Annotated in this window: 24 protein-coding genes; 9 read left to right on the top strand and 15 right to left on the bottom strand. The window is 69.9% G+C overall.

Translation table 11 applies throughout. The features are described from left to right. Positions 1-17: 17 nt before the first annotated feature. The 3 genes from KHC19_RS11300 to KHC19_RS11290 all read right to left on the bottom strand — a co-directional run bounded on the left by KHC19_RS11300 (position 18) and on the right by KHC19_RS11290 (position 3463). On the bottom strand, positions 18-1019 hold the full coding sequence (locus KHC19_RS11300; protein WP_213352453.1) for a 4-hydroxyproline epimerase: 1002 nt from the start codon (positions 1017-1019) through the stop codon (positions 18-20). A gap of 19 nt (positions 1020-1038) precedes the next feature. Then, complete coding sequence (locus tag KHC19_RS11295; RefSeq protein ID WP_246548705.1) at positions 1039-2295, bottom strand: NAD(P)/FAD-dependent oxidoreductase; 1257 nt, start codon at positions 2293-2295, stop codon at positions 1039-1041. Between the two features lie 271 nt (positions 2296-2566). Continuing rightward, complete coding sequence (locus KHC19_RS11290; protein ID WP_213352452.1) at positions 2567-3463, bottom strand: dihydrodipicolinate synthase family protein; 897 nt, start codon at positions 3461-3463, stop codon at positions 2567-2569. Positions 3464-3642: 179 nt separating this feature from the next. Here KHC19_RS11290 and KHC19_RS11285 point away from each other — a divergent pair, with 179 nt between their 5' ends. After that, the gene (locus KHC19_RS11285) at positions 3643-4320 is read left to right on the top strand and encodes a GntR family transcriptional regulator (RefSeq protein WP_213352451.1); all 678 of its coding nucleotides are present in this window, start codon (positions 3643-3645) and stop codon (positions 4318-4320) included. Between the two features lie 14 nt (positions 4321-4334). After that, a complete protein-coding gene (locus KHC19_RS11280; RefSeq protein ID WP_213352450.1) occupies positions 4335-5348 on the top strand; it encodes an aldose epimerase family protein in 1014 nt (337 codons plus the stop codon). On the opposite strand, the gene KHC19_RS11275 is transcribed toward KHC19_RS11280, so the two are convergent. Then, entirely contained in the window at positions 5341-6279 is a 939-nt protein-coding gene (locus tag KHC19_RS11275) for a LysR family transcriptional regulator (protein ID WP_213352449.1), read from the bottom strand. The two genes, KHC19_RS11280 and KHC19_RS11275, sit on opposite strands and share 8 nt — an antisense overlap. Before the next feature lie 280 nt (positions 6280-6559). On the opposite strand from KHC19_RS11275, the gene KHC19_RS11270 reads away from it, so the two are divergent. Continuing rightward, the gene (locus KHC19_RS11270; RefSeq protein ID WP_213352448.1) at positions 6560-8053 is read left to right on the top strand and encodes a CoA-acylating methylmalonate-semialdehyde dehydrogenase; all 1494 of its coding nucleotides are present in this window, start codon (positions 6560-6562) and stop codon (positions 8051-8053) included. Positions 8054-8398: 345 nt separating this feature from the next. On the opposite strand, the gene KHC19_RS11265 is transcribed toward KHC19_RS11270, so the two are convergent. Further along, complete coding sequence (locus KHC19_RS11265) at positions 8399-8542, bottom strand: hypothetical protein (protein WP_213352447.1); 144 nt, start codon at positions 8540-8542, stop codon at positions 8399-8401. A 113-nt stretch (positions 8543-8655) separates the two neighbouring features. Further along, the gene (locus KHC19_RS11260; protein ID WP_213352446.1) at positions 8656-9054 is read right to left on the bottom strand and encodes a hypothetical protein; all 399 of its coding nucleotides are present in this window, start codon (positions 9052-9054) and stop codon (positions 8656-8658) included. A 92-nt stretch (positions 9055-9146) separates the two neighbouring features. Here KHC19_RS11260 and KHC19_RS11255 point away from each other — a divergent pair, with 92 nt between their 5' ends. Together KHC19_RS11255 and KHC19_RS11250 are read left to right on the top strand one after the other, a co-directional pair. Continuing rightward, complete coding sequence (locus tag KHC19_RS11255; RefSeq protein WP_213352445.1) at positions 9147-9899, top strand: helix-turn-helix transcriptional regulator; 753 nt, start codon at positions 9147-9149, stop codon at positions 9897-9899. A 74-nt stretch (positions 9900-9973) separates the two neighbouring features. Continuing rightward, positions 9974-10396 (top strand): VOC family protein, encoded by a 423-nt coding sequence (locus KHC19_RS11250; protein WP_213352444.1) that lies wholly within the window; start codon positions 9974-9976, stop codon positions 10394-10396. Positions 10397-10588: 192 nt separating this feature from the next. Here the strand turns inward: KHC19_RS11250 and KHC19_RS11245 are convergent, their stop codons facing one another. The 3 genes from KHC19_RS11245 to KHC19_RS11235 form a co-directional block, all read right to left on the bottom strand. Continuing rightward, complete coding sequence (locus KHC19_RS11245; protein WP_213352443.1) at positions 10589-11524, bottom strand: prephenate/arogenate dehydrogenase family protein; 936 nt, start codon at positions 11522-11524, stop codon at positions 10589-10591. Then, positions 11514-12650: a histidinol-phosphate transaminase gene (hisC, locus tag KHC19_RS11240; protein WP_213352442.1), complete on the bottom strand. Its 1137-nt coding sequence runs from the start codon at positions 12648-12650 to the stop codon at positions 11514-11516. Before hisC ends, KHC19_RS11245 begins: the two co-directional genes overlap by 11 nt. A 237-nt stretch (positions 12651-12887) precedes the next feature. Next, on the bottom strand, positions 12888-13802 hold the full coding sequence (locus tag KHC19_RS11235; RefSeq protein ID WP_213352441.1) for a chorismate mutase: 915 nt from the start codon (positions 13800-13802) through the stop codon (positions 12888-12890). Between the two features lie 338 nt (positions 13803-14140). Between KHC19_RS11235 and metX the strand changes: the two genes are divergently transcribed. Further along, positions 14141-15289, top strand: coding sequence for a homoserine O-acetyltransferase MetX (metX, locus tag KHC19_RS11230; protein WP_246548741.1), 1149 nt, complete (start codon positions 14141-14143; stop codon positions 15287-15289). A 32-nt stretch (positions 15290-15321) separates the two neighbouring features. Further along, on the top strand, positions 15322-15954 hold the full coding sequence (metW, locus tag KHC19_RS11225) for a methionine biosynthesis protein MetW (protein ID WP_246548740.1): 633 nt from the start codon (positions 15322-15324) through the stop codon (positions 15952-15954). A 44-nt stretch (positions 15955-15998) separates the two neighbouring features. Here metW and KHC19_RS11220 read toward each other — a convergent pair whose 3' ends face one another. Both KHC19_RS11220 and KHC19_RS11215 read right to left on the bottom strand, forming a co-directional pair. Next, a complete protein-coding gene (locus KHC19_RS11220; RefSeq protein WP_246548703.1) occupies positions 15999-16844 on the bottom strand; it encodes a nucleotidyltransferase domain-containing protein in 846 nt (281 codons plus the stop codon). Positions 16845-16860: 16 nt separating this feature from the next. Continuing rightward, positions 16861-17589, bottom strand: coding sequence for a class I SAM-dependent methyltransferase (locus KHC19_RS11215; RefSeq protein ID WP_213352438.1), 729 nt, complete (start codon positions 17587-17589; stop codon positions 16861-16863). A gap of 325 nt (positions 17590-17914) precedes the next feature. On the opposite strand from KHC19_RS11215, the gene KHC19_RS11210 reads away from it, so the two are divergent. Both KHC19_RS11210 and infA read left to right on the top strand, forming a co-directional pair. Then, the gene (locus KHC19_RS11210) at positions 17915-19498 is read left to right on the top strand and encodes a DEAD/DEAH box helicase (protein ID WP_213352437.1); all 1584 of its coding nucleotides are present in this window, start codon (positions 17915-17917) and stop codon (positions 19496-19498) included. 179 nt (positions 19499-19677) lie between these two features. Further along, positions 19678-19959 carry a translation initiation factor IF-1 gene (infA, locus tag KHC19_RS11205; protein WP_144341050.1) on the top strand — a complete coding sequence of 94 codons (282 nt, stop codon included), beginning with the start codon at positions 19678-19680 and terminating at the stop codon, positions 19957-19959. 172 nt (positions 19960-20131) lie between these two features. On the opposite strand, the gene KHC19_RS11200 is transcribed toward infA, so the two are convergent. From KHC19_RS11200 to atpD, 4 genes are all read right to left on the bottom strand, one after another. Further along, a complete protein-coding gene (locus tag KHC19_RS11200; protein ID WP_213352436.1) occupies positions 20132-20887 on the bottom strand; it encodes a GntR family transcriptional regulator in 756 nt (251 codons plus the stop codon). Positions 20888-20992: 105 nt separating this feature from the next. After that, positions 20993-21679: a thiaminase II gene (gene tenA, locus KHC19_RS11195; RefSeq protein ID WP_213352435.1), complete on the bottom strand. Its 687-nt coding sequence runs from the start codon at positions 21677-21679 to the stop codon at positions 20993-20995. Positions 21680-21763: 84 nt separating this feature from the next. Further along, entirely contained in the window at positions 21764-22180 is a 417-nt protein-coding gene (locus tag KHC19_RS11190) for a F0F1 ATP synthase subunit epsilon (RefSeq protein ID WP_213352434.1), read from the bottom strand. 124 nt (positions 22181-22304) lie between these two features. Then, complete coding sequence (atpD, locus tag KHC19_RS11185; protein ID WP_213352433.1) at positions 22305-23738, bottom strand: F0F1 ATP synthase subunit beta; 1434 nt, start codon at positions 23736-23738, stop codon at positions 22305-22307. Positions 23739-23761: the final 23 nt, after the last annotated feature.

The following is a 23761-nucleotide window of genomic DNA, read 5'->3' as shown; positions in this document are numbered from 1 at the left end:
GAAGCTCCCCGGAGCGATCAGGTGACGACGAAGCCGTGCGCGAAGGGGTCGCGGTCGTCGATGAAGATCGTGTTGTAACCGGTCATCCGCGCCCAGCCGCCGATGGAGGGCACGATGCCGTCATAATTGCCGACCTGGGCCCGCGCCTCGACCCGGCCCTTGAACAGCGAGCCGATGATGCTCTCATGCACGAAATCGTCGCCGACCTTTAGTTGCCCCTTGCCGGCGAGCTGGGCCATGCGCGCCGAGGTGCCGGTGCCGCAGGGCGAGCGGTCGATGGCCTTGTCGCCATAGAACACCGCGTTGCGGGCATGCGCTTCGGGATCCCGCGCGGCGCCGGTCCACAAGATGTGGGAGAGGCCGCGGATCTCCGGCTTTTCCGGGTGCACGAACTCGTATTTGGCGTTGAGCGCGGCGCGCAGGCCGGGGCTCATGCGCACGAGGTCGCCGGCGGTGAAGTCCGCCATGTCGCGATAGCCCGCCTGCGGCTCGACGATGGCGTAGAAATTGCCGCCATAAGCGACGTCGACGGTGATCTCGCCGAGGCCGGGGCATTCGGCGGTGAGGCCCGTCGAATGCAGGAAGCCGGGCACGTTGGTGAGGCGGACCTCCTCGACATATTGCCCCTCCTGCCGGTATTCGGCGACGACGAGGCCGGCCGGGGTGTCGAGGCGCAGCACGCCGGGCGTCTTCGGGGTGACGAGGCCGTGCTCGATCGCCATGGTCACCGTGCCGATGGTGCCGTGGCCGCACATGGCGAGGCAGCCGGAGGTCTCGATGAACAGGATGGCGACGTCGCAATCCGGCCGCGTCGGCGGATAGAGGATCGAGCCGGACATCATGTCGTGGCCGCGCGGCTCGAACATCAGGCCCTTGCGGATCCAGTCATATTCGGCGAGGAAATGCGCCCGCTTCTCGATCATGCTGGCGCCGACGAGGTTCGGCCCGCCGCCGGCCACCAGTCGTACCGGGTTGCCGCAGGTGTGGCCGTCTATGCAGAAGAAGCTGTGTCGCGCCATGATCGTGCACTCGTGAGGGTTAGAAGCGGTCCGCCCGAAGCGGGGCGAGGTCGAGCGGCGGCCGGCGCCCCATGATGAGATCGGCAACGATCCGCCCGGTGCCGGCGCTCTGGGTCAGGCCGAGATGGCCGTGGCCGAAGGCGTAGACGATGCGCTCGCTCGCCTTCGAGGCGCCGATCACCGGCAGCGAATCCGGTAGCGAGGGGCGGAAACCCATCCATTGCGTGCCGCCGCCGGTCCGAAGACCGGGCAGGAAGGCCGCCGCCTTCGCCAGCATCGCCTCGGAGCGCTTGAAATTGGGCGGCCGCTTCAGCCCGCCGAGCTCGACCGCGCCGCCGACGCGAATGCCGGTCACCAGCGGCGTCACCACGAAGCCATGACCGCCGAAAGTGAGCTGGCGCCTGAGGTCGAAGGCGCCGGGGGGCAAAGTGGTGTTGTAGCCACGCTCGGTCTCCAAAGGGATGGCGTCGCCGAGCCCGGCGGCCAGCGGGCGCGACCAGGCGCCGCCGGCGATGACCGCCTGCCCGGCATCGAGCCGGGTGCCGTCGCGAAGGCTCACCCGCACCCCGGTCTCGGTCGGCACGAGCGCGGCAACCTCGCCATGGGTGATCGCGCCGCCGCGGGCCATCACCGCCTCGAACAGGGCGAGCGCGAAATGATAGGGATCGTCGACCGTCTTCCAGTGCGGGGTGAAGGTGCCGGCGACGAAGCGCGGCGCGAGGCCGGGCTGGAGCTCGGCGAGCCGGGCGCCGCGCACATGCTCGAAGACGATGCCGGCGCGGGCGCGCTGATCCCAGCCGTGCTGCGCGGCGGCCAGCTCGGCCTCGCTCTCATAGAGCTGGAGATTGCCGTCGGCGCGGACCCGATGCGACAGCCCCGCCCCCCGCACCATCGCTTCCATCGCGGCGGCGGCGACGCGCATCAATTCGCCCTGCACCACGAGGCTGCCGCGGTAGCGGTCCGGCCGGCTCGCCCGCCAGAAACGGAGGAGCCACGGCACGATGCTGGGCAGATAGGCGGGCGGGATGGCGAGCGGTCCCAGGGGATCGAGCAGCCATTTCGGTGCCTTGCGCAGGATGCCCGGCGAGGCGAGCGGCAGGATGTCGGTGAAGGCGAAGGCGCCGGCATTGCCGCGGCTGGCCCCCTCCGCCACCCCGCCGCGCTCGATCAGGCGCACCCGGCGCCCCTCGCCCTGCAGATGGAAGGCGATGGCGAGGCCGACGATGCCGGCCCCGACGATCACCACCTCGTCGCTCATGATGCCCTGTGTTCTCATGGTTTCGCGCGTCCGGCGTCGGATTTGCCGACATCGGCAGGAGATGGCCTTGCCTCTTTCTTATCCTCTCCCCGTTGGGGAGAGGTGGCCCGCGCAGCGGGTCGGTGAGGGGCTCTGGCGATCGGGGAGCGAAGAAGACCCCTCACCCCATCCCTCTCCGTCAAAATCGGATGTCTCCGATTTTGACCTTATGGAATGCCGAACCCGGCAGCAGCCGAGTTCGGTGCGGGGAGAGGGAGCTTTGTCGCTCGGCTTCAGTAGCCGCCAGCCCTCACGCCGCCTTGGCGAGCAGCGGGCGCCGGGCGAGCGCCTCGGCGACCAGCTTCTCCACATGGGCGCGCTGCGCGCCTTCCAGCGGCTGCCGCGGCGCGCGCACCCGCTCGGTGGTGCCGGTGACCAGCGCCTCGACCAGCTTCAGATTCTGCACCAGATAGGTCGAGACATCGAGATCGAGCAGCGGGCGGAACCAGCGGTAGATGGCGAGCGCCTCCTCGTAGCGCTTGGCCTTCATCAGCTGGTAGATGGCGACCGTCTCCTCCGGGAAGGCGACCACGAGACCGGCGACCCAGCCCACCGCGCCGGCGGCCAGCGCCTCGAAGGCGAGGTTGTCGACGCCGGTGAACACGTCGTAGCGATCCCCGAAGCGATTGATGATCTCGGTGGTGCGGCGGATGTCGTCGGAGGATTCCTTGATCGCCACGAAGCGCTTGTCGGCGGCGAGCGCCTCCATGATCTCCAGCGTCACGTCGACCCGGTAGGCGACGCGGTTGGAATAGATCATCACCGGCAGGTCGGCGGCGGCGGCGACGGTGGAGAGGGTGGCCACCGTTTCCTTCGGATTGGTGTGGTAGACGAGGCTCGGCACCACCATCACGCCGGTGGCGCCCGCCTTGGCGGCGCGCTCGGCGAGGCTGGCGCAGTCGCGGGTGGCGGCATCGGCGATGGTCATCAGCACCGGGCGGCCGCCGGCGACGCTCTTGGCCACATGCAGCACGTCGAGCCGCTCGTCATGGGAGAGCATCGGGCCCTCGCCGAGCGAGCCGTTGACGATGAGTCCGTCGACGCCGGACGCGATCTGCCAGGCGAAGCTCTTCTCCATCTCCTTGATGTCGAGCGTGTCGTCGGCGGTGAACTTGGCAGTGACGGCGGGCAGGATGCCAGACCACATGGGCGGAACTCCGGTCGGAAATAGGGTGACGGCGAGCTTCCAATTTTTGGATCCAATATGCAATATGCTTTTTGTGACCACTCTGCGGGGATATTGGGCAGGCCGGCCAGAAGTCACCGGATTGCCGGCCGGCCGGCGGACGGGTAGAGCGGTGACAGGAGCGCGGGAGGCGGCGACAGGTGAAAGTGAAGGCTACCGACATCGCCCAGATGCCGTCGCCCGCCGACGTGATCTTCGACGCCCTGCGCGAGGCGATCGCCAAGGGCGACATCTCCGAAGGCCAGGTGCTGCGCCAGGATCATATCGCCCGCATGTTCAACGTCAGCCGCATCCCGGTGCGGGAAGCCCTCACGCGCCTGGAAGAACAGGGCCTCGTCTCCACCCAGCGCTACCGGGGCGCGGTGGTGACGACGCTGTCCATCGAGGAAATCCGCGAGGTGTTCGAATTCCGGGCCCTCCTGGAATCGGAGATCCTGCGTCATTCCATTGCGCGCATGTCCCCGGAAGCCCTTGATCGCGCCAAGCAATTCGCCCACGGCTTCGCTACCGAGCCGGATTCCTCGCGCTGGGGCGATCTCAACCGGCGTTTCCATTACAGCCTCTACGAGCCGGCCGGCCGGCCCTATTACCTGCAGACCATCTCGACCGCGCTCGACCGCGTCGACCGCTATTTGCGGGCGCAGCTGGTGCTCACCGACGGCATGGCGCGGGCGCGGCGCGAGCATCAGGCCATTCTCGACGCCTGCATCGCCGGCGATGCCGAGGCGGCGGCACAGCTCACCTGCGAGCACATTCTGGGCGCCGCCGATTCGCTGGTCGCCTTTCTCAACCGCACCCGCGCACCGGAAAACGTCTAGAGGAATCCCGAGCCATGCATTTTCCCGACAATGTCGCCGGCATCGGCCAGTTCGAGGGCGAGGAACTCCATGAAGTCACGCTCGCCGCGGCCTCCGGCGCGCGCGCCCGCGTGCTGAGCTGGGGCGCGACGCTGCGCGACCTGATCGTGCCGGGGCCGGATGGCGGCCTGCATCGCGGGGCGCTCGGCTTCACCGATCTCGACAGTTACCTCGCCAACCCTTCCTATCTCGGCGCCACCTGCGGGCGGGTGGCGAACCGCATCGGCGGCGGGCGCTTCACGTTGGAGGGGAAGACCTACGAACTGGCGCGCAACGAGCGCGGCGTCACCCATCTGCACGGCGGCGCGCGCGGCTTCTCGCACCGGCCGTGGAAGATCGCGGCGGTGGAAGCGGACAGCGTCACCTTCACGCGCACCGCGGCGGACGGCGAGGAAGGCTATCCGGGAAAGCTCGATCTTTCATCGACTTACCGGCTGCTGTCCCCCGGCGTGCTGCGGGTGGAGATGGAGGCACGCACCGATGCGACGACACCGGTGAACCTCGCGCACCATTCCTATTTCACCCTCGATCCCGGCCACTCCTCGCATGAATGGACGGCGGAGATCGCCGCCAGCGGCTACACGCCGCTCGACGCGCTGAAGGTGCCGACCGGGGAAATCGCCGCGGTCGAGGGGACGGGATATGATCTGCGCCGCCCCCGCCGCCTTGGCGACAGCGGCATCACCTACGACATTAATTTCGTTCTGGATCAACCACTTGGCGAGTTGCGCTTCGCCGCGCGCGTGGCCTGCCCCCGCAACGGGCGGACGCTCGAGGTCTGGACCACCGAGCCGGGGCTGCAGCTCTACGACGCCTCGATGCTGGCGGAGACCGACAAGGGGCTGGATGGGCTAACCCACGGCAAGCACGCGGGAATTTGCCTCGAAGCACAGAATTTCCCCGATGCGGTGAACCACCCCGGCTTCCCCTCGCCCTGGCTGCGGCCGGGCGAGCTGTACCGGCAGGTGACGGAATATCGCTTCAGCTAGAAGGGCTTGAGCCGGAAGAACTCGAACTGGAAGAGCTTGCCGCCGTCTCGGCGACGAAGCCGGCCCGGGCGCCGCGTACCGCCTCGACGATGAAGCTCTCCACCTCGCGGATGCGGCGCAACTCATGCACATCGGCATGGGTCACCAGCCAGTAGGAACGGCGAAAGCTGTGCTCCGGCAATAGCTTGACCAGATCCGGGTGCCGCTGCGCCGCATAATCGTGGAGGATGCCGACCCCGGCGCCGGCGCGCACCGCCTCCAGCTGGCCGACCACGCTGGCGCATTCGATGCGCCGCGCCTCGATGCCGCGGAAGGTCTCGAAATAATCGAGCGCCGGCGAGTAGACGAGGTCCTCGACATAGGTGACGAGAGCGCGGCCGGCGAGACCGGTGAGGTGGACGATGGGGCCAGTGCGGGCGAGATAGTCCGACGAGGCGTAGATGCCGAGGCTGTAATCGGTGAGCTTGCGCGCGACCAGCCGCCCCTCATGCGGTCTCTGGAGCGTCACCGCGATGTCGACCTCGCGCTTGGGCAGCGAGAAGCTCCTCGGCAGCGGGGCGAGCTGGATGGTGAGCCCGGGATAGCGCTCGGCGAGCTCACCCAGCCGGGGGGCGAGGAAATAGACGCCGAACCCGTCCGGCGCGCCGATGCGGACCGTGCCGGAGAGCGCCAGATTGGCGTTGCCGAGCGCCGACTGCGCCTGCAGCAGCTCCGTCTCGATCCGCTCGGCATGTTCAAGCAGCCGCTCGCCGGCGGGGGTGAGGGCGCTGCCGGTGGTGCGCCGCTCGATCAGCTTCGCCCCCAGCCCGGCCTCCAGCGCGCCGATGCGCCGGCCGACGGTGGCGTGGTCGAGCCCGAGCTGGCGCGCCGCCGCCAGCATCTGCCCGGCGCGCGCCACGGCGAGGAAGACCCGCAGATGATCCCAATCCATGGTTCCCGCCCGGCTTATGGAAATTTCGCACAACGGATGCGGAAGCATGGTCGTTGAGTTGATCTGATTTCGCAAGCACAACAGGCGGCGACACGATATCTGGGCGGCTATCCCGCGAAGGCCTTCTTCCCTCATCCCCCCGGGCTTGACCCGGGGATCCACCCGCCAGCGAGCACCCGGCCGAAGGCGTGGATGGCCGGGTCGGGCCCGGCCGTGACGGCAGGCAGGCGGGATTCGCCCAGCAACTGAATTTTCGCGGCAAGCTCCCAAGGAGGACCCCATGGCGGTGATCGGGCATTATATCGGCGGCAAGCAGGTGAACACGGCGGGGCGCACCGCCTCGGTATTCAACCCGGCGACCGGCGCGCAGTCGGGCGAGGTGCTGCTGGCCTCCGCCGCCACGGTGGGCGAGGCGGTGGCCGCCGCCAAGGCCGCCTTCCCGGCCTGGGCCGACACGCCGACGCTGACCCGCGCCCGCATCATGTTCAAGTTCAAGAACCTGCTGGACCGCGACATCGACAAGCTGGCCGAGGCGATCACCCTCGAGCACGGCAAGACCTTCGAGGACGCCAAGGGCGAAGTGACCCGCGGCATCGAGGTGGTGGAATTCGCCTGCGGCATCCCGCATCTGCTGCGCGGCGACTTCACCGAGCAGGTGGCGCGCGGCGTCGACGTGTTCTCGGCCCGCCACCCGCTCGGCGTGGTCGCCGGCATCACCCCGTTCAACTTCCCGGTCATGGTGCCGATGTGGATGTTCCCGGTGGCGCTGGCCTGCGGCAACAGCTTCGTGCTGAAGCCCTCCGAGAAGGACCCGACCCCCTCGCTGATGCTGGCCGAGCTGCTGGCCGAGGCCGGCCTGCCCAAGGGCGTGTTCAACGTGGTGCAGGGCGACAAGGAAGCCGTCGACACGCTGCTGACGCACCCGGATGTCGCGGCGGTGAGCTTCGTCGGCTCCACCGCCATCGGCGAATATGTCTACAAGACCGCCTGCGCCCACGGTAAGCGCGCCCAGGCGCTGTGCGGCGCCAAGAACCACCTCGTCGTCATGCCCGACGCCGATCTCGACAAGACCGTCGACGCGCTGATGGGCGCCGGCTACGGCTCGGCCGGCGAGCGCTGCATGGCGGTCTCGGTGGCGGTGGCGGTCGGCGGCGTCGGCGACGCGCTGATGGAGAAGCTGGTGCCGAAGGTGCAGGCGCTGAAGGTCGGCCCCGGCATGGACGCGGATAGCGAGATGGGACCGCTGGTCACCAGGGAGCACCTCGCCAAGGTGCGCGGCTATGTAGATGACGGCGTCGCCGCCGGCGCCAAGCTGGTAGTCGACGGGCGCGACCTCAAGCTGCAGGGCTATGAGGACGGCTATTTCCTCGGCGGCTGCCTGTTCGACGACGTGACCACCGACATGAAGATCTACAAGGAAGAGATCTTCGGCCCGGTGCTCTCGGTGGTGCGGGTGCCGGCCTATGAGGACGCGCTCAGGCTGGTGAACGACCACGAATATGGCAATGGCGCCGCCATCTTCACCCGCGACGGCGACGCCGCCCGCGCCTTCGACCGCGATGCCAAGGCCGGCATGATCGGCATCAACGTGCCGATCCCGGTGCCGGTGGCGTTCCACTCCTTCGGCGGCTGGAAGCGCTCGGTGTTCGGCGACCGCAACGTCTACGGCATGGAAGGCGTCGGCTTCTACACCAAGATGAAGACCACCACCGCCCGCTGGCCGACCGGCATCCGCGCCGGCGCCCAGTTCGTCATGCCGACGACGGGCAGCTGAGCCGAGCCGGCGAAAAGCCCGGTCCGAATCCGGCTAACGAATGCGAATGCCCGGCGATGAGCCGGGCATTTTCGTTTGAGAGCGCCGATGGACCGGCGACCGGGGGGATGGACGACGCCCTCGGACGGAGGGGCATTCCCGGATGGAGAGGGAGGGGGCGAGGGGTCTTCTGCGCTTCCCAATCGCGTTCCCCCTCACCGACCCGCTGCGCGGGCCACCTCTCCCCAACGGGGAGAGGGCAAGAAAGAGACGCGGCAAGCGGAGCGGAAAATGGGCCGGATGGCGTCCAACCGGAACTTCCCTCTCCCGTGGGAAAGGGGAAGCGACAGCGCGTCTGCCGGAGGCTCAGCCGCCCTGCGTGGCCGGGCTTGTTTCGGCGGGGCCGGCGCTGCGGCTGGAGGAGACGGCGATGACCATGCTGCCGGCCACCGCGACCACCAGCAGCACCAGCGCGGCGATGAAAAGGGTCTTGCGAAGATGTGTCTGCACCTGATGCCTCACTGCCCGGCCGGATCCTTCGCCGGGCGTCTGCCGTCCGGTCCGGTCGCCGGTTCGGCCCGGCCCGGAATGTCCTGACGCTCGATGTCCCGGCGCACGATGTCCTAGCGCTTCATGTCCGGGCAGACATAGGGCACCTTGGCGAGGCTGTAACGATGTTCCGTCACATCCTTGCCCGCCCCGACCTTCAGCACCAGCTGCGCCGGCGACACCGACGCCACCTTCGCGGTGATCGTCGCGCCGTCCTCGTCCCAGGCGATGGCGTCCGGCGCGGTGCGGCTCCATTTGCGCAGCGCATAGGTCTCCCAGCAGGAATCCATGATGAGGGTGCCGTCCGGCAGGAACACCAGCATCGGGCCGGGCAGGCCGGACGCCGGCTTCGTCTCCACCCAGACGCGCCCGACCAGCGGGTCGGCGGCCACCGGCTGGGCGGCCGAGGCGGCGCCCGCCGCGGCGAGCGACAGGCCGAGCGCGAGAAGGGCGGCACCGGCGGGATGAGGCATGGGGGTCTCCTGTTCGGCAGGCGGAAGAAAGCGCGGTGAAGCATCGACGCTGCTGCCAGTATCCGTCAGCAGTCTCGCGGCTATAATGCGGCATGTCCCGTTCCGAGCGCCTTTTCGACCTGCTGCAGGTGCTGCGCCGCCATCGCCGGCCGGTGAGCGGGCGCGCGCTCGCCGGCGAGATCGGGGTGAGCCTGCGTACGCTCTATCGCGACATTGCCAGCCTGCAGGCGCAGGGCGCCACCATCGAGGGCGAGCCGGGCGTCGGCTATGTGCTGCGGCCGGGTTTCCTGCTGCCGCCGCTGATGTTCACCCCGGAGGAGATCGAGGCGCTGGTGCTCGGCTCGCGCTGGGTGGCCGGGCGGGCGGACGGGCGGCTGGCCGAGGCGGCGCTCGGGGCGCTCGCCCGCATCGGCGCCGTGCTGCCGCCGGACCTGCGCGAGGAGATGGAGGGCTCCTCGCTGTTCATCGCCCCCGGCGCGCCCATCCCTGCCGACGCCATCGACCCCGCCTTGCTGCGCAAGGCGATCCGCACCGAGCGCAAGCTGCGGCTCAGCTATAGCGACGCCAGCGGCGCGAGCAGCGAGCGGGTGGTGTGGCCCTTCGCGCTCGCCTTCTTCGACCAGGTGCGACTGATGATCGGCTGGTGCGAGTTGCGCAACGATTTCCGCAGTTTCCGCACCGACCGCATCGCCAGCGCCGACATGCTGGAGGCCCGCTACCCCACCCGCCGGGCCGAGCTGGTGCAGCGCTGGAAGCAGTGGAAGCACGCCCAGCCGCGCGAGGCGCCGAACGTGCCGGCGACACTGATGCCCCCCGAGGCGGAGCCGGCCGACAGCGCCGCATGATGCTGCCGGAAATTGGCAGCATGAACGTGTAGGCTCCCCGCATTCATTGCAGCACGGATTTTCGGGGGCCGATCATGATCGATGCCAGCAACCTGTTTCTCTATGTGAACGATCCCCGCGCCAGCGCCCGCTTCTATGGCGACGTGCTGGAGCGCCAGCCGGTGGAGGCGAGCGCCGGCTTCGCGCTGTTCGCGCTGGCGCCGGGCCTCGGGCTCGGCCTGTGGCGGCGCGACGGGGTGAGGCCGACGCCGCATCTGCGCTCCGGCGGCAACGAGATCGGCTTCAAGGTGGCGGATGCCGCCGCCGTCGACGCCACCTATGAGCGCTGGGCGAAGAAGGGCGTGCCGATCGCACTGCCTCCGACCGACCTCGATTTCGGCCGCAGCTTCGTGGCGCTGGACCCCGACGGCCACCGGCTGCGGGTCTATGCCAAGCTGGAGAGCGAGGCGGCGGTCCCGGAAGCGGGCGAGGCGACGAGCGAGGCCGAGGCGGCGTGAGCAACGCCGCTCTCTCCCGTCTCGACCATTGCCGGGCCGGGGTCCGGGTCCGACAGGGTCGCTGCCGGAAGCATCCGGTCGCGACGGAGACATGGCCCGCGAGGCGGTGAGGAGAAGCAACGACTGCGGGCCGGAAGCCCCCTCACCCTACCCCTCTCCCCGCCGGGGAGAGGGACATCTGCCGGACTTGGCTCAGCCGCGCTCGCGGCCGAAATCGGGGGCGGCGGTCTCCTGGCCGATCTCGATGATCGAGCAGCGGATGGCGCGGGTGCGGGTGAACAGGTCGAACAGCGCCTCCCCCTGCTCCCAGCGGATCGCCCGCTGCAGCGCGATCAGATCCTCGGTGAAGCGGCCGAGCACCTCGATCACCGCCTCGCGGTTGTTGAGGAACACGTCGCGCCACATGGTGGGATCGGAGGCGGCGATGCGGGTGAAGTCGCGGAAGCCGCCGGCCGAGTATTTGATCACCTCGGAGGAGGTGACTTTCTCCAGGTCCGCCGCCGTGCCGACGATGTTGTAGGCGATGAGATGCGGTACATGCGAGGTGATTGCCAGCACCAGGTCATGGTGCTCGGCGGTCATGGTCTCGACATTGGCGCCCATCGCCGTCCACAGCGCCGAGAGCGCCGACACCGCCCCCGCCTCCGCGCCCTCGGGCGGGGTGAGGATGCACCAGCGGTTCTTGAACAGCGTCGCGAAGCCGGCGTCGGGGCCGGAATATTCGGTGCCCGCCACCGGATGGGCGGGCACGATGTGCACGCCCGCCGGCAGGTGCGCCGACAGCGCGGAGAGCACCGCGCCCTTCACCGAGCCGACGTCGGAGACGATGGCGCCCGGCTTCAGATGCGCGGCGATGTCCTGCGCCACCGCGCCCATGGCGCCCACCGGCACGCAGAGGATGACGATGTCGGCATCCCGCACCGCCTCGGCGGGCGTGGCGGCCACCTCGTCGGCGATGCCGAGCTCGGCGACGCGGGCGCGCACCGCCGGCGTCGCGTCATAGGCGACGCCGACCTCCGCCAGCCGGCGGGCCTCCGCCACGCGCAGGATCGAGGAGCCGATCAGGCCGAGGCCGATGACGGCGAGCCGGCCGACCATCGGCCGCGGCAGCGGCGGATCAAGCACCATGGCCATGGTCCTTCGCGGAGCTTTTGCCGAGGAACTCGGCCAGCACGGCGACCAGCAGCCGGTTGGCCTCCTCGGTGCCGACGGTGAGCCGCAGCGCGCCCGGCAGGCCATAGGCGTCCATGCGGCGCAGGATCAGGCCGCGCGCGGAGAGGAAGGCATCGGCATCCGGCGCCCGCTTGCCGTCGACGTCCGGGAAATGCACCAGCACGAAATTGCCGACGCTCGGCGTCACCGTGAGGCCGAGCGCGGTGAGCTCGGCGGTCAGCCAGGCGAGCCAGGTATCGTTATGGGCGACGGCGGCCTCGACATGGGCAGTGTCGCCGATGGCGGCGGTGGCGGCGGCGATGGCGGCGGCATTGACGTTGAAGGCGCCGCGGATGCGGTTCACCGCGTCCACCACCTCGGCCGGGCCGTAGAGCCAGCCGACGCGCAGCGCCGCGAGGCCGTGGATCTTGGAGAAGGTTCTGAGCATGGCGACGTTGCGGGTGGTCGCCACCAGCTCGATGCCGGATTCATAGTCGTTGCGCCGCACATATTCGGCATAGGCGGCGTCGAGCACCAGGAGAACGTGCGGCGGCAGGCCGCGCTGCAGCCGGCGCACCTCGTCGAAGGGCAGATAGGTGCCGGTCGGGTTGTTGGGATTGGCGAGGAAGACGATGCGGGTCTTCTCGTTCACCGCCGCCAGCAGCGCGTCGACATCGGCGGTGAGGTTCCGCTCCGGCACCACCACCGGGGTGGCGCCGGCCGCCAGCGTGGCGATGCGGTACACCAGGAAGCCGTATTGCGAATAAATGACCTCGTCGCCCGGGCCGGCATAGGCGGCGGCGATCAGGGTGATCAGCTCGTCCGAGCCGGTGCCGCAGACCAGGCGCGCGGGATCGAGACCATAGGCCGCCGCGATGGCGTCGCGCAGCCTGGTCGAGGACCCGTCGGGATAGAGCTCCAGCGCGTCGGCGGCATGGAAGGCCTCGCGCGCCTTCGGGCTGGGGCCGAGCGGGTTCTCGTTGGCCGACAGCTTGTAGACCTTGGCGACGCCGCCCGCCTGCGCCTTGCCGGGCACATAGGCCTCGATCGCCAGCACGCCCGGGCGGGGAACGGGACGATCGGAAACGGGGGTGGTCGACATCACGGAAACTCCGGCAGCGGACGGGAAGGGGGAAACTATGGGCAGTTCATGCCAGCGGGACGGTCGGCAATTCCCTCTCCCCATTGGGGAGAGGTCGCCCGCTCTCGGGTCTCGCCTTTGGCGAGCCCAAGGACAGGCTCCGCGGGTCGGTGAGGGGGGACGATATGGGGAAGCGTGGAGCCCCCTCACCCCATCCCTCTCCCCCACGGGGAGAGGGAGCTTTGCCGCGGGGCGCCATCACCGGGCGGCTCCCGCGGGCGCATGCACATAGCGGCTGGCATGCGAGCCGACGAGGGCGGCGGAGCGCACCGAGGCGCCGCAGGCGCGCAGGGCGCCGAGCACGCCGTCAAGCCCGACCTCGCCCGCCAGCGGGATGGAGACCAGCAGCGCGGCGCCGTCGAGGCCGCGGTCCGGCACCGCCAGCGTCTCGGCCAGCGGGGCGAGCGCGCGCGCCGCGCCGGCGTTCCAGCCGGCGACGCGGACGCTCCACATCTCGACCTCGGTCACCGCGCCATCGGTGACCGGATGCGCGATGCAGAACACCGGCAGGCCGGCGGGATGATCGGCACGCTCGACGAAGGGCAGCCGGGCGATGATCTTCGGCGCGTTGTCGCCTTCGAGCGCCGTCCACCACGGGCCGGCCCCGGGCGGGGCGAAGGCGGGAACGAGGCCGAGATCGCCCTTCGAGCCGGCCACGGCGCTCACCACCGCCCCTGCCCCCATATGGGCGACGAAGGGCACGGTGAAGCCGAAATGGAAGCGGGAGGTGTCGCGCATCGCCGCTTCGCCGGAAGCGAGGTCGGCATGCACGGCATAGGGCGCCTGCACATAGGTGAAGGTGGAGATGATGACGCGCCAGATGCCCTCGACGGTGTCGAGCGGCAGGATGCCGCGATGCCGGTCGGCGATCATCCGCATCATCGAGGCCTCGCGCGCCGGGCGGAAGGCCGAGCCGCCCTCGGTGGCGCGCGAGCGCTTCACCTCGACCAGCCGGTCGATGATCTCGCCGCGCTCGATCAAAAGCGCGTGCATGGCGGCATCGATGCGGTCGATGTCGGCGCGCAGCCCGGTGAGCGCGGCGGCGGGATCGGCAGGGGCCGACCCGGCGGCGGCCGGCTGATTTTCGGGAGAAGGGGCGTCAGCGGATCTCATGGCCCGCTGTCCTAGAACATGTTCCGCAAAAGATGAACGATTTTCGCGAGCCCGCGCCGCTGTCGGGGCGGATCGCGCCGGCCCCGCCGCCGCCTTCCCCAAGGTCGAGGCGGCACATCCCGGCCCGGCCGCTATTGACAAGATGGCGCTGTAGGATCATCGGATCGTCCGTTATATCGAACTGTTCGTCCGGTAAGACGGTTGAGATGCCCGGGAGCGACACGGTGAACGACAGGAACGAGGCCGCGAGCCCCGCCACCGGAACCCACGCCACGGGAACGCCCGCCGCGGGGGGCGCCGACGACCGCCCGGTCGGGCCGGGGCGCGCCTATGAGGCGCTGGCGCGGGCGCAGGCGGATTTCCCGCAATCCGAACTGGCGCATTTCGGCCCCGACACGCCGCTGACCCTCGATGCCGGCGTCACGCTGACCCCGTTCCAGGTGGCCTACCAGACCTATGGCACGCTCAATGCCGACAAGTCGAACGCCATACTGATCTGCCACGCGCTGTCCGGCGACCAGCACGCCGCCAATGTCCACCCGGTGACCGGCAAGCCGGGCTGGTGGGAGACGCTGATCGGGCCGGGCAAGCCGATCGACACCGACCGCTTCTTCGTCATCGCCTCCAACGTGCTCGGCGGCTGCCTCGGCACCACCGGCCCGTCCTCGATCAACCCGAAGACCGGCTTCCCCTACGGGCTCGACCTGCCGGTGGTGACCATCCGCGACATGGTGCGGGCGCAGGCGATGCTGATCGACCGGCTCGGCATCGACAAGCTGCTCGCCGTGGTCGGCGGCTCCATGGGCGGCATGCAGGTGCTGCAATGGGCGGCGAGCTATCCCGAACGGGTGTTCGCGGCGATGCCGATGGCCGCCGCCGCCCGGCATTCGGCGCAGAACATCGCCTTCCACGAGGTCGGCCGCCAGGCGGTGATGGCCGATCCCGACTGGCGCCAGGGCCGCTATCTGCTGGAAGGCACCAGCCCGCGCCGCGGCCTCGCGGTGGCGCGGATGGCGGCGCACATCACCTATATGTCGGACGGCTCGCTGCACCGGAAGTTCGGCCGCCGCCTGCAGGACCGCGACGGGCGCACCTTCTCCTTCGACGCGGATTTCCAGGTGGAGAGCTATCTGCGCCACCAGGGCGAGGCCTTCGTCGACCGCTTCGACGCCAATTCCTATCTCTATGTCACCCGGGCGATGGATTATTTCGACCTCGCCGCCGATTATGGCGGCGTGCTCGCCAACGCCTTCAAGGGCGTGAAGACGCGCTTCTGCCTGGTCTCCTTCACCTCCGACTGGCTGTTCCCGACCTCGGATTCGCGGGCCATCGTGCACGCGCTGAACGCGGCGGGGGCGCCGGTCTCCTTCGCCGAGATCGAGAGCGACAAGGGGCACGACGCCTTCCTGCTCGACGAGCCCGAGCTCACCGCCATCACCCGCGGCTTCCTCGATTCCGCCGCCCGCGCCGTGGGGATCGCCCGATGAACGCCCGCGAAGCCCTGATCCAGGACCTCACCATGAAGGAGGCCGCCCGCGCCGCCTCCGGCGCCCGCGTCGACCTGCTGCTGATCGCCGAGCTGGTCGAGCCCGGCTCGCGGGTGCTCGATGTCGGCGCCGGCGACGGCGAATTGCTGGCGCTGCTCGCCAATACACGCGGCTGCGACGCGCGCGGCATCGAGATTTCCCGCGCCGGGGTGAATGCCGGCGTCGCCCGCGGCCTCGCCATCATCCAGGGCGACGCCGACATCGACCTCGCCGACTATCCCGACGACGCCTTCGACTATGTGATCCTGTCGCAGACGCTGCAGGCGACGCGGCGCCCGAAATGGGTGCTGGAGCAGATGCTGCGGGTGGGCCGGCGGGTGATCGTCTCCATCCCCAATTTCGGCTTCTGGCGGATGCGGCTCGACCTCTTGCTGAACGGGCGGATGCCCTCCACGGAGAACCTGCCCTATAGCTGGTACGACACGCCCAACATCCATTTCTGCACCATCCGCGATTTCGTGGCGCTGGTGGAGGAAGTGGGCGCGCGCATCGAGCACGCCACGGCGCTGAACGGCTACGGCCAGAAGGTGCGCTTCAACCTGCCCTGGGCGGTGTGGAACCTGCTGGGCGAGCAGGCGGTGTTCCTGCTGTCGCGCGGGAAGTAGGGCCGGGGGCGCCGGCGGAAAACCATGCGCGCCGCCGCGTGCGGCTACGTGCCGTCGAAACGCCGGACCGTCGCCCGGAAGAAGGCGTCCGCCTCCCGGCGGGCCGCCTCGCGCGCTGCCGGGGGTGCAACCCGGGAGGCCTCGCGCGCCCAATCGAATTCGCTGTCGAGAAGGCGGGCGATGGCGTCGGGCAGCGCCGCCCGGCCGAGTTCGCGCGTCTCTGCCTTGCGGGCAAGCAGCTCGACGATCTCGGCGCCGACATTGGCGGGCACGTCGGTCTCGGCGACCAGTGTCGGAAGGTCCATCGGGCCGTGAGCTCTCGTCGGGTTGAGGCGCAGCCAGCGCAGCATCACCGCCGGCCGAAGGGCGTAGAACAGCTTCTTCAGCGGCACGTCGGCCGGATCGGCGAGATAGGTCCGCCGGTTGCGCTCGCCGAGATGGAGATAATGCCGCATGGCGAGCGAACGCTCGGCCGCCCGGCCGGCGAGGTCCAAGAACTCCGTGCGAAAAGCCGTATCGGCGCCATAGACCAGAGGCGAGGTCAGCCACTCCACCACGACGGCATTTCCACGCAGCATGAGCCTCAGCGCCTTGGCGAGATCCCAGCCATTGACGTCGAACACCGCGTCGAGCGGCGTCTCGATCACATCGCGGTGCGGGTGGAGTGCGAGATAGTGGTCGAGCGGGCGCACATAGATGAAGCGGCAGTCATAATCGCTGTCCGGTGAAGGAAAGCCCCAGGCACGGCTGCCACTCTCGATGGCGAGGGGAATCGTCACGCCATGCTCACGGGCGACCCGCGCCAGCCGATCGTCGATCCGCGCGACGATGCCAGCCTCCATATCGGCGCCGATGTGGCGGGACGTCTCCCCCTGCGCTCGTTCCCGCATGCTTATCCGCCCACCCTCACCCGCCCGCCGGTTGCGGGGCGAGTACCGGGGCGAGCACGCGCATGCGCGCCCGCCGCTTCACCGCCACCGGCCTGTAGAGCTGCTTGGTCGCCTCCACGATGTGGACCCCGGCGAAAGGCGAGGCGATGAGGCCGCCCACCCGCTCCCAGGCCACCGCCGAGCGCAGGAACCAGGTGCGCGGCACCGGCGGCACATAGAGCGCTTCGCCCCAGCCGACCGGGGTGAACAGCGCCTCGCGCAGCAGCGCGGTGACCTGCGAGCGCGAATAGGGGCGGCCATGGCCGAACGGGTTGTTGTCCACCCGCGCCCAGACGCCGCGCCGGTTCGGCACCACGCAGAGCAGCCGCCCGCCCGGCGCCAGCACCCGCCACACCTCGCGCAGCACCTCGGTGGCGTCGGAGGCATGCTCGATGAGGTGCACCGCGACCACCCGGTCGATGGCGCCGTTCGGCAGCGGCAGCTCGCTCTCGTCGACCAGGGCGGCGAGGGTGGGCGCGCGGGACGGCCAGCGCGTCACCCCCTGCGCCGCCGGCATGAAGGCGAGCGCCCGCTCGCATTCCTCGCGGAACACGCCGAGATAGGGCGTCGCATAGCCGATGCCGAGCACGGAGAGCCCGCGCACATTGTCGAAGCGCGCGCGCACCGCCCGGCCGACCAGCCGGCGGGCCACCACGCCGAGCGGCTGGGCATAGAAGCTGCGCAGATCGACGACGTCGGGATACATGTCGCTCCTTGAACGGCCAAAGCGGCCGCGGCGAAAGCGGCCTTCTCCCCTATATAAGCGGCGATGCCTTGAAATCCCCGCCTTTTTGCGCCACATAGGCGCTGCATGCGAGACGGAGGGGCCGATGCGCTCCCTGAGCCGTGCTCGTATCGGGGCCGCGTCGCTCGATTTCCGCTTCGGCACATCTCCCGCTTCCGCGGGTGCCGCGGCAGTCTTCGGCCCCTGATCATCCGGTTTCGCCGACGTCCCAGGCCACGCGGGGTGTCCACCATCCCCGCGACGGGCGGTGCGCACCATCAGGCGCGCGCGGCCGGACGTCGCCCCCATGAAAGAACGTTACTTGACCTCCTTTTCCGAGCTCGGCCTCGTCGAGCCCATTCTGAAGGCGCTGGCGGAAGCCGGCCACGACACCCCCACCCCGATCCAGGCCCAGGCCGTGCCGCAGGTGCTCGCCGGCCACGATCTCGTCGGCATCGCCCAGACCGGCACCGGCAAGACCGCCGCCTTCGCGCTGCCGATCCTCCAGCACCTCGTCACCGTGCGCCGCCGTCCCGAGCGCCGCACCGCCCGTGCGCTGATCCTCTCGCCGACCCGCGAGCTCTCCGGCCAGATCCTCGAGAGCTTCCGCAAATACGGCAAGCATGTGCGCCCCTCCACCGCGCTCGCCATCGGCGGCGTGCCGCTCGGCCGGCAGGCCCGGGCGCTGGCGGCCGGCGTCGACATCCTCGTCGCCACACCCGGCCGCCTCGTCGATCTCGTCGAGAACGACGCGGTCCGGCTGAACGAGGTCGAGGTCTTCGTGCTCGACGAAGCCGACCAGATGCTGGACATGGGCTTCATCCACGCCATCCGCGCCATCGTCGCCAAGCTGCCGGCCAAGCGCCGCAACCTGTTCTTCTCGGCCACCATGCCGAAGGAGATCGAGAAGCTGGCCGCCGCGCTGCTCACCGATCCGGTGCGCGTCGCGGTGACGCCGGTCGCCAAGACCGCCGACAAGATCGAGCAGAAGGTGTTCTTCACCGACCGCGCCGGCAAGCCGGAGCTGCTCATCGAGGTGCTGCAGGGCGAGGGGCTCGACCGCGCCCTCGTCTTCGCCCGCACCAAGCACGGCGCCGACCGGGTGGTGAAGGGCCTCGCCGGCGCCGGCATCGCGGCCGAAGCCATCCACGGCAACAAGTCGCAGCCGCAGCGCGAACGCGCGCTGGCCGCCTTCCGCGAAGGCAAGGTGAAGGTGCTGGTCGCCACCGACATCGCCGCGCGCGGCATCGACGTGCCCGGCGTCAGCCATGTCATCAATTACGACCTGCCCAACGTACCCGAGAGCTATGTCCACCGCATCGGGCGGACGGCCCGCGCGGGCGCCGACGGCATCGCCGTCTCGCTGTGCGACGGCGAGGAGCGCGCCTATCTGCGCGACATCGAGCGGCTGATCAAGCTGACCATCCCCAGCGTCGACCGCCGCGGCGAAAGCCGCCGCGAGGGCCGACCGGTGCGCGAGGGCTTCCGCGACGAGCGGCCGCCCCGCGAGGAGCGCGGCGGCCGCGGCGGCCGCGGCGAGGGCGCCGGCCGTCGTGACGGCGAGCGCGGCCCGCGCCCGGCGGGTCGCTCCGGCCGTCCCGGCGGACGCCCGGAATATCGCGGCGGCGAGGGGCGCGGCGAAGGCCGTTCCGAAGGCCGCTCCGGCGATCTGAGCGGCGTCGGCTTCATGCAGCCGGCGCGCGGCGAGCGCCCGCGCCACGAGGGGCCGCGTCACGAAGGATCCCGCCACGAGGGCGGCCGCCATGACGGACCCCGCCACGAGGGAGCGCGCCATGAAGGCGCCCGCCCGGAGCGTCCGCGCCACGAGGGGCCCCGCCCCGAGGGCGGGCGCGGCGAGCGGCCCTGGAAGTCGCGCGGGCCGGCACGCTGAGACCGCTTCCGCAAGGGTTCACCCACCCTTGCGGAGCAGATATCCGATGACCCATGAGCACTTTCCTGTCGATCGGACGATTTGAGCCGGCAGGAAAGGGCTTTGGACGAGACAAAGCGCTGGAGTCAGGGTATTTGCCCTGACCACAGGCTCGAAAGCTTCGACAAGGAGAGCCAGGAATGGCGAAAGAGGAACTGCTCGAGTTCGACGGCACCGTCACCGAGGTGCTGCCCGACGGGAACTTCCGCGTCGTGCTCGACAACGAACATGAAATTCTCGCCTATGCGGCGGGCAAGATGAAGAAGAACCGCATCCGCACCATCGTGGGCGACCGCGTGGTGGTGGAGATGTCGCCCTACGACCTCGAGCGCGGGCGCATCAATTTCCGCCATAAGACCGGCGGCCCGACCCCGCCTGTCGGCTCCGGCCAGCGCCGCCCGCCTCCGGGCCGCCGCCGCTGAAGCCCGAGCGCGCGGCACCTGACGGCCGCGCGCCGCCGGGCCGGCTTCGCGAGCGGTCTCTCGCCGAGCGGCTCCCGGCTCTGCTTCTTCCGATCAGCTTCTGTCCCTCCGGCCGGCGCGCCGATGCGGGCTTTTTTCGTTGGCCGCCCGGCCGTCTCCCGGCCGGCCCCGCTCACTCCGCTTCGGAGCCGGATCCCGCGCCCCCGCGCGCGGACAGGCCGGGCTCCAGCCCGAGCGCCTGGGCGAGCCCCGGCGGGCGGCTCCCGTTCGGCTCCGCGAGGTCGAGTTCCTCGGCGACATGGGCGATGTGCACGCGCATGAGCCGCGCCGCCGTCTCGCCATCCCCGGCCTCGATGGCCTGCACGATGTCGGCATGCTCGTGTGGCGGACAGGCGGCGTGCTCACCGCGGGCATAGAGCAGGATGGCGAGCGAGGACAGCGCCTGCAATTCGGTGAGCAGGCGGACGAACACCGGATTTCCCGCCGCCTCGGCCAGCGCGATGTGGAATTCCCCGGTAAGACGCACCAGCGTCGCCCGCTCGCCGGCGGCGCGGGCCTCGTTCTCCATCGCCACATGGCGGCGCAGCCGCGCCACCGCCGTCGCCGGCCCGCAGCAGGCCGTGGCGGCGATCTCCGGCTCCACCACCGCGCGGGCATCGAGCACATGGCGGGCATCGGCGCGGCTCGGCGCCGCGACGAAGGCGCCGCGATTGGGCCGCTGCTCGACGATGCCGTCCTGGGCGAGGCGCGCCAGCGCCTGCCGCACCACGGTGCGGCTGACGCCGAACAGTTCGGCCACCCGCTCCTCGGTGAGCTTCTCGCCGGGATGCAGGCGCCGCTCGAAGATCGCCTGCAGGATGCGCGCGCGGATCGGCGCTTCCGAACGCCCGCGCTGCGCGACCGGGCTATCGACGACGGGACGGTCCATGTTCCTCCGCGGCGGATCGCCGGCTACCTGCCAGATTAAGCACCTTCCGGGCGCCGGCGCCATGGCCGCCCGCCTTCCGCCGCGCCGCCCGCGCGGGCCGAGCCGTCAGATCGGCCAATCCGCCTCGCGCCAGGCCGAATCCCAGAACATCCATTCGAGCTTGCTGGCATAGGCATAGGCGCGGTGCATGCGCGCGACGACGCTCGGCGAGGAGGCGTCGGCCGCCCGGTCGGTGGCGGCGATCACCGCGCGCACCGCCTCGTGGAACTCCTCGCCGGCATAGGTGTCGATCCAGGCGTCATAGGGGTTGGGACGCGCGGCGCGGCCGAGAATGTCGCGGCCGATCTCGGCATAGATCCAGAAGCAGGGCAGCAGCGCCGCCAGCACCACCGGATAGGGTTCGGCATGGGCGCTGGCGATCAGGAAGCTGGAATAATGGTGGCAGACCGGCGACATCTGCGTCGCCTCGAAGGCTGCGGGGGAAATGTCGAAGGAGCGGAAGAAATCGGTGTGCAGCGACCGCTCGACGATCACCGCCACCTTGGCCGCCTCGGCGAACTGCACCAGGCCGTCGGCATCGTCGGCCTTGGCCGCCGCCACCGCCAGCGCACGGCCGAAGGCGATGAGGTAATGCGCGTCCTGCACCATGTAGTGGCGGAAGCGGCCGAGCTCCAGCGTGCCCGCCGCCAGCGCCTCGTTGAAGGGCATGGTGCGGATCGCCTCGTAGACGGCGAGGTTGCGCTGCCAGGCCTCGCGGCTGAAGGAGGCGGCGTCGGGCGGCGTGGCGTTCATCGCGGATCTCCCGGACATGAAAAAGGCCGCCTCGGAGACGGCCTCGTTTCGTCTTGCTTCAGCGGCCCGCCGCGCGGGCCCCGATCAATGCGCGGTGCGCCCGTCGGCCTCTATGGCGGCGGCGGTGGTCTTCAGCGCGTCGAGCACGGTCTGGCGCTTGAGACGGGTGGCGTCGTCCTTGGCGTCCTCGACGTCTTCCTGCGCGTCCTTGATCATCTGCGCCAGCTTGCCCGGGCCCAGCTCGGCCAGCGGCACCGCCGTCTCGGCGAGCACGGTGAGCCCCTGCGGGCCCGCCTCGGCGAAACCGCCGCGCACGAACAGCTTCTGCACCTTGCCGTCGCCCTTGATGATCAGCACGCCGGGCTTGATCACCGAAACGAAGGGCGCATGGCCGGCGAGCACGCCGAACTCGCCTTCGGCGCCCGGAACGACCACCTCGGTCACCGAGCCCGAATAGACGAGCTTTTCCGGCGAGACGAGTTCGAACGGGAAATTGGCCATGATTCCTCCAGCGCCCCGTCGGGGCAGCCAAGCAACTAGTCGCTACGCCGCGGCACGGTGACGACCGGCCCCCGCAGGGAGGGCCGGCGCCGGATCACGCCGCCAAGCCGCACGCGGCAGAGCCTCACGCGGCTTCAGCGGCCAGCTTCTTGCCCTTCTCGATCGCCTCTTCGATGGTGCCGACCATGTAGAAGGCCTGCTCCGGGAGGTGATCATACTTGCCTTCCACCAGGCCCTTGAAGCCCTTGATGGTGTCGGCGAGGTCGACGAGCTTGCCCGGCGAACCGGTGAAGACTTCGGCGACGTGGAAGGGCTGCGACAGGAAGCGCTCGATCTTGCGCGCGCGGGCGACGGTGAGCTTGTCCTCTTCCGACAGCTCGTCCATGCCCAGGATCGCGATGATGTCCTGCAGCGACTTGTAGCGCTGCAGCGTCTGCTGCACCTGGCGCGCCACGGTGTAGTGCTCCTCGCCGATGATCAGCGGCGACAGGATGCGCGAGGTCGAATCGAGCGGGTCCACCGCCGGGTAGATGCCCTTTTCCGCGATCGAGCGCGACAGGGTGGTCGTCGCGTCCAGATGGGCGAAGGAGGTGGCCGGCGCCGGGTCGGTCAGGTCGTCGGCGGGCACGTAGATGGCCTGCACCGAGGTGATCGAGCCCTTGGTGGTGGTGGTGATGCGCTCCTGCAGGGCACCCATGTCGGTGGCCAGCGTCGGCTGGTAGCCCACCGCCGAGGGAATGCGGCCGAGCAGCGCGGAGAGCTCCGAGCCGGCCTGCGTGAAGCGGAAGATGTTGTCGACGAAGAACAGAACGTCCTGGCCCTGGTCGCGGAAGTGCTCGGCCACGGTGAGGCCGGTCAGCGCGACGCGGGCGCGGGCGCCCGGCGGCTCGTTCATCTGGCCGTAGACCAGCGCGCACTTGGAGCCGGCGGTGGAGCCGCCATTCTCGTGCGGGTCCTTGTTGACCTTGGACTCGATCATCTCGTGATAGAGATCGTTGCCCTCGCGGGTACGCTCGCCGACGCCGGCGAACACCGAGTAGCCGCCATGCGCCTTGGCGATGTTGTTGATCAGCTCCATGATCAGCACGGTCTTGCCGACGCCGGCGCCGCCGAACAGGCCGACCTTGCCGCCCTTGGAGTAGGGGGCCAGAAGATCGATGACCTTGATGCCGGTGATGAGGATCTCGGCCTCGGTCGACTGGTCGGCATAGGAAGGCGCCGGCTGGTGGATGCCGCGGGAGGTCTCGCCGACCAGCGGGCCCGCCTCGTCCACCGGCTCGCCGATGACGTTCATGATGCGGCCGAGGGTGGCGTCGCCGACCGGCACCGAGATCGGGCCGCCGGTGTCCTTCACCTCGGCGCCGCGGACCAGACCTTCGGTCGAGTCCATCGCGATGGTGCGCACGGTGTTCTCGCCGAGGTGCTGAGCCACCTCGAGCACGAGGCGCGCGCCATTGTTGGTGGTCTCGAGCGCGTTGAGAATCTCCGGCAGGTGATCCTCGAACTGCACGTCGACGACGGCGCCGATGACCTGCGTGATGCGTCCGACCTTAGCCATGTTCGGTGTCCTTCTGGTCCCTT

Origin of the sequence: Ancylobacter oerskovii, assembly GCF_018390555.1 — a bacterium.
Lineage (GTDB): Bacteria > Pseudomonadota > Alphaproteobacteria > Rhizobiales > Xanthobacteraceae > Ancylobacter > Ancylobacter oerskovii.
The sequence above is the reverse complement of the archived record's forward strand: the minus strand, read 5'-3'. Positions and strand labels throughout refer to the sequence as shown.

Excerpts from the sequence above, each read along its gene's own strand:
- KHC19_RS11255 (WP_213352445.1), top strand. The coding sequence starts at position 9,147 with ATGTCCCGTTCCGAGCGCCTTTTCGACCTGCTGCAGGTGCTGCGCCGC.
- KHC19_RS11215 (WP_213352438.1), bottom strand. The coding sequence starts at position 17,589 with ATGTATCCCGACGTCGTCGATCTGCGCAGCTTCTATGCCCAGCCGCTC.
- infA (WP_144341050.1), top strand. The coding sequence starts at position 19,678 with ATGGCGAAAGAGGAACTGCTCGAGTTCGACGGCACCGTCACCGAGGTG.
- KHC19_RS11210 (WP_213352437.1), top strand. The coding sequence starts at position 17,915 with ATGAAAGAACGTTACTTGACCTCCTTTTCCGAGCTCGGCCTCGTCGAG.
- tenA (WP_213352435.1), bottom strand. The coding sequence starts at position 21,679 with ATGAACGCCACGCCGCCCGACGCCGCCTCCTTCAGCCGCGAGGCCTGG.
- KHC19_RS11295 (WP_246548705.1), bottom strand. The coding sequence starts at position 2,295 with ATGAGAACACAGGGCATCATGAGCGACGAGGTGGTGATCGTCGGGGCC.
- KHC19_RS11300 (WP_213352453.1), bottom strand. The coding sequence starts at position 1,019 with ATGGCGCGACACAGCTTCTTCTGCATAGACGGCCACACCTGCGGCAAC.
- KHC19_RS11190 (WP_213352434.1), bottom strand. The coding sequence starts at position 22,180 with ATGGCCAATTTCCCGTTCGAACTCGTCTCGCCGGAAAAGCTCGTCTAT.
- KHC19_RS11200 (WP_213352436.1), bottom strand. The coding sequence starts at position 20,887 with ATGGACCGTCCCGTCGTCGATAGCCCGGTCGCGCAGCGCGGGCGTTCG.
- KHC19_RS11235 (WP_213352441.1), bottom strand. The coding sequence starts at position 13,802 with ATGAGATCCGCTGACGCCCCTTCTCCCGAAAATCAGCCGGCCGCCGCC.
- KHC19_RS11220 (WP_246548703.1), bottom strand. The coding sequence starts at position 16,844 with ATGCGGGAACGAGCGCAGGGGGAGACGTCCCGCCACATCGGCGCCGAT.
- metW (WP_246548740.1), top strand. The coding sequence starts at position 15,322 with ATGAAGGAGGCCGCCCGCGCCGCCTCCGGCGCCCGCGTCGACCTGCTG.
- KHC19_RS11260 (WP_213352446.1), bottom strand. The coding sequence starts at position 9,054 with ATGCCTCATCCCGCCGGTGCCGCCCTTCTCGCGCTCGGCCTGTCGCTC.
- KHC19_RS11250 (WP_213352444.1), top strand. The coding sequence starts at position 9,974 with ATGATCGATGCCAGCAACCTGTTTCTCTATGTGAACGATCCCCGCGCC.
- KHC19_RS11270 (WP_213352448.1), top strand. The coding sequence starts at position 6,560 with ATGGCGGTGATCGGGCATTATATCGGCGGCAAGCAGGTGAACACGGCG.
- atpD (WP_213352433.1), bottom strand. The coding sequence starts at position 23,738 with ATGGCTAAGGTCGGACGCATCACGCAGGTCATCGGCGCCGTCGTCGAC.
- KHC19_RS11245 (WP_213352443.1), bottom strand. The coding sequence starts at position 11,524 with ATGGTGCTTGATCCGCCGCTGCCGCGGCCGATGGTCGGCCGGCTCGCC.
- KHC19_RS11280 (WP_213352450.1), top strand. The coding sequence starts at position 4,335 with ATGCATTTTCCCGACAATGTCGCCGGCATCGGCCAGTTCGAGGGCGAG.
- KHC19_RS11290 (WP_213352452.1), bottom strand. The coding sequence starts at position 3,463 with ATGTGGTCTGGCATCCTGCCCGCCGTCACTGCCAAGTTCACCGCCGAC.
- hisC (WP_213352442.1), bottom strand. The coding sequence starts at position 12,650 with ATGTCGACCACCCCCGTTTCCGATCGTCCCGTTCCCCGCCCGGGCGTG.
- KHC19_RS11275 (WP_213352449.1), bottom strand. The coding sequence starts at position 6,279 with ATGGATTGGGATCATCTGCGGGTCTTCCTCGCCGTGGCGCGCGCCGGG.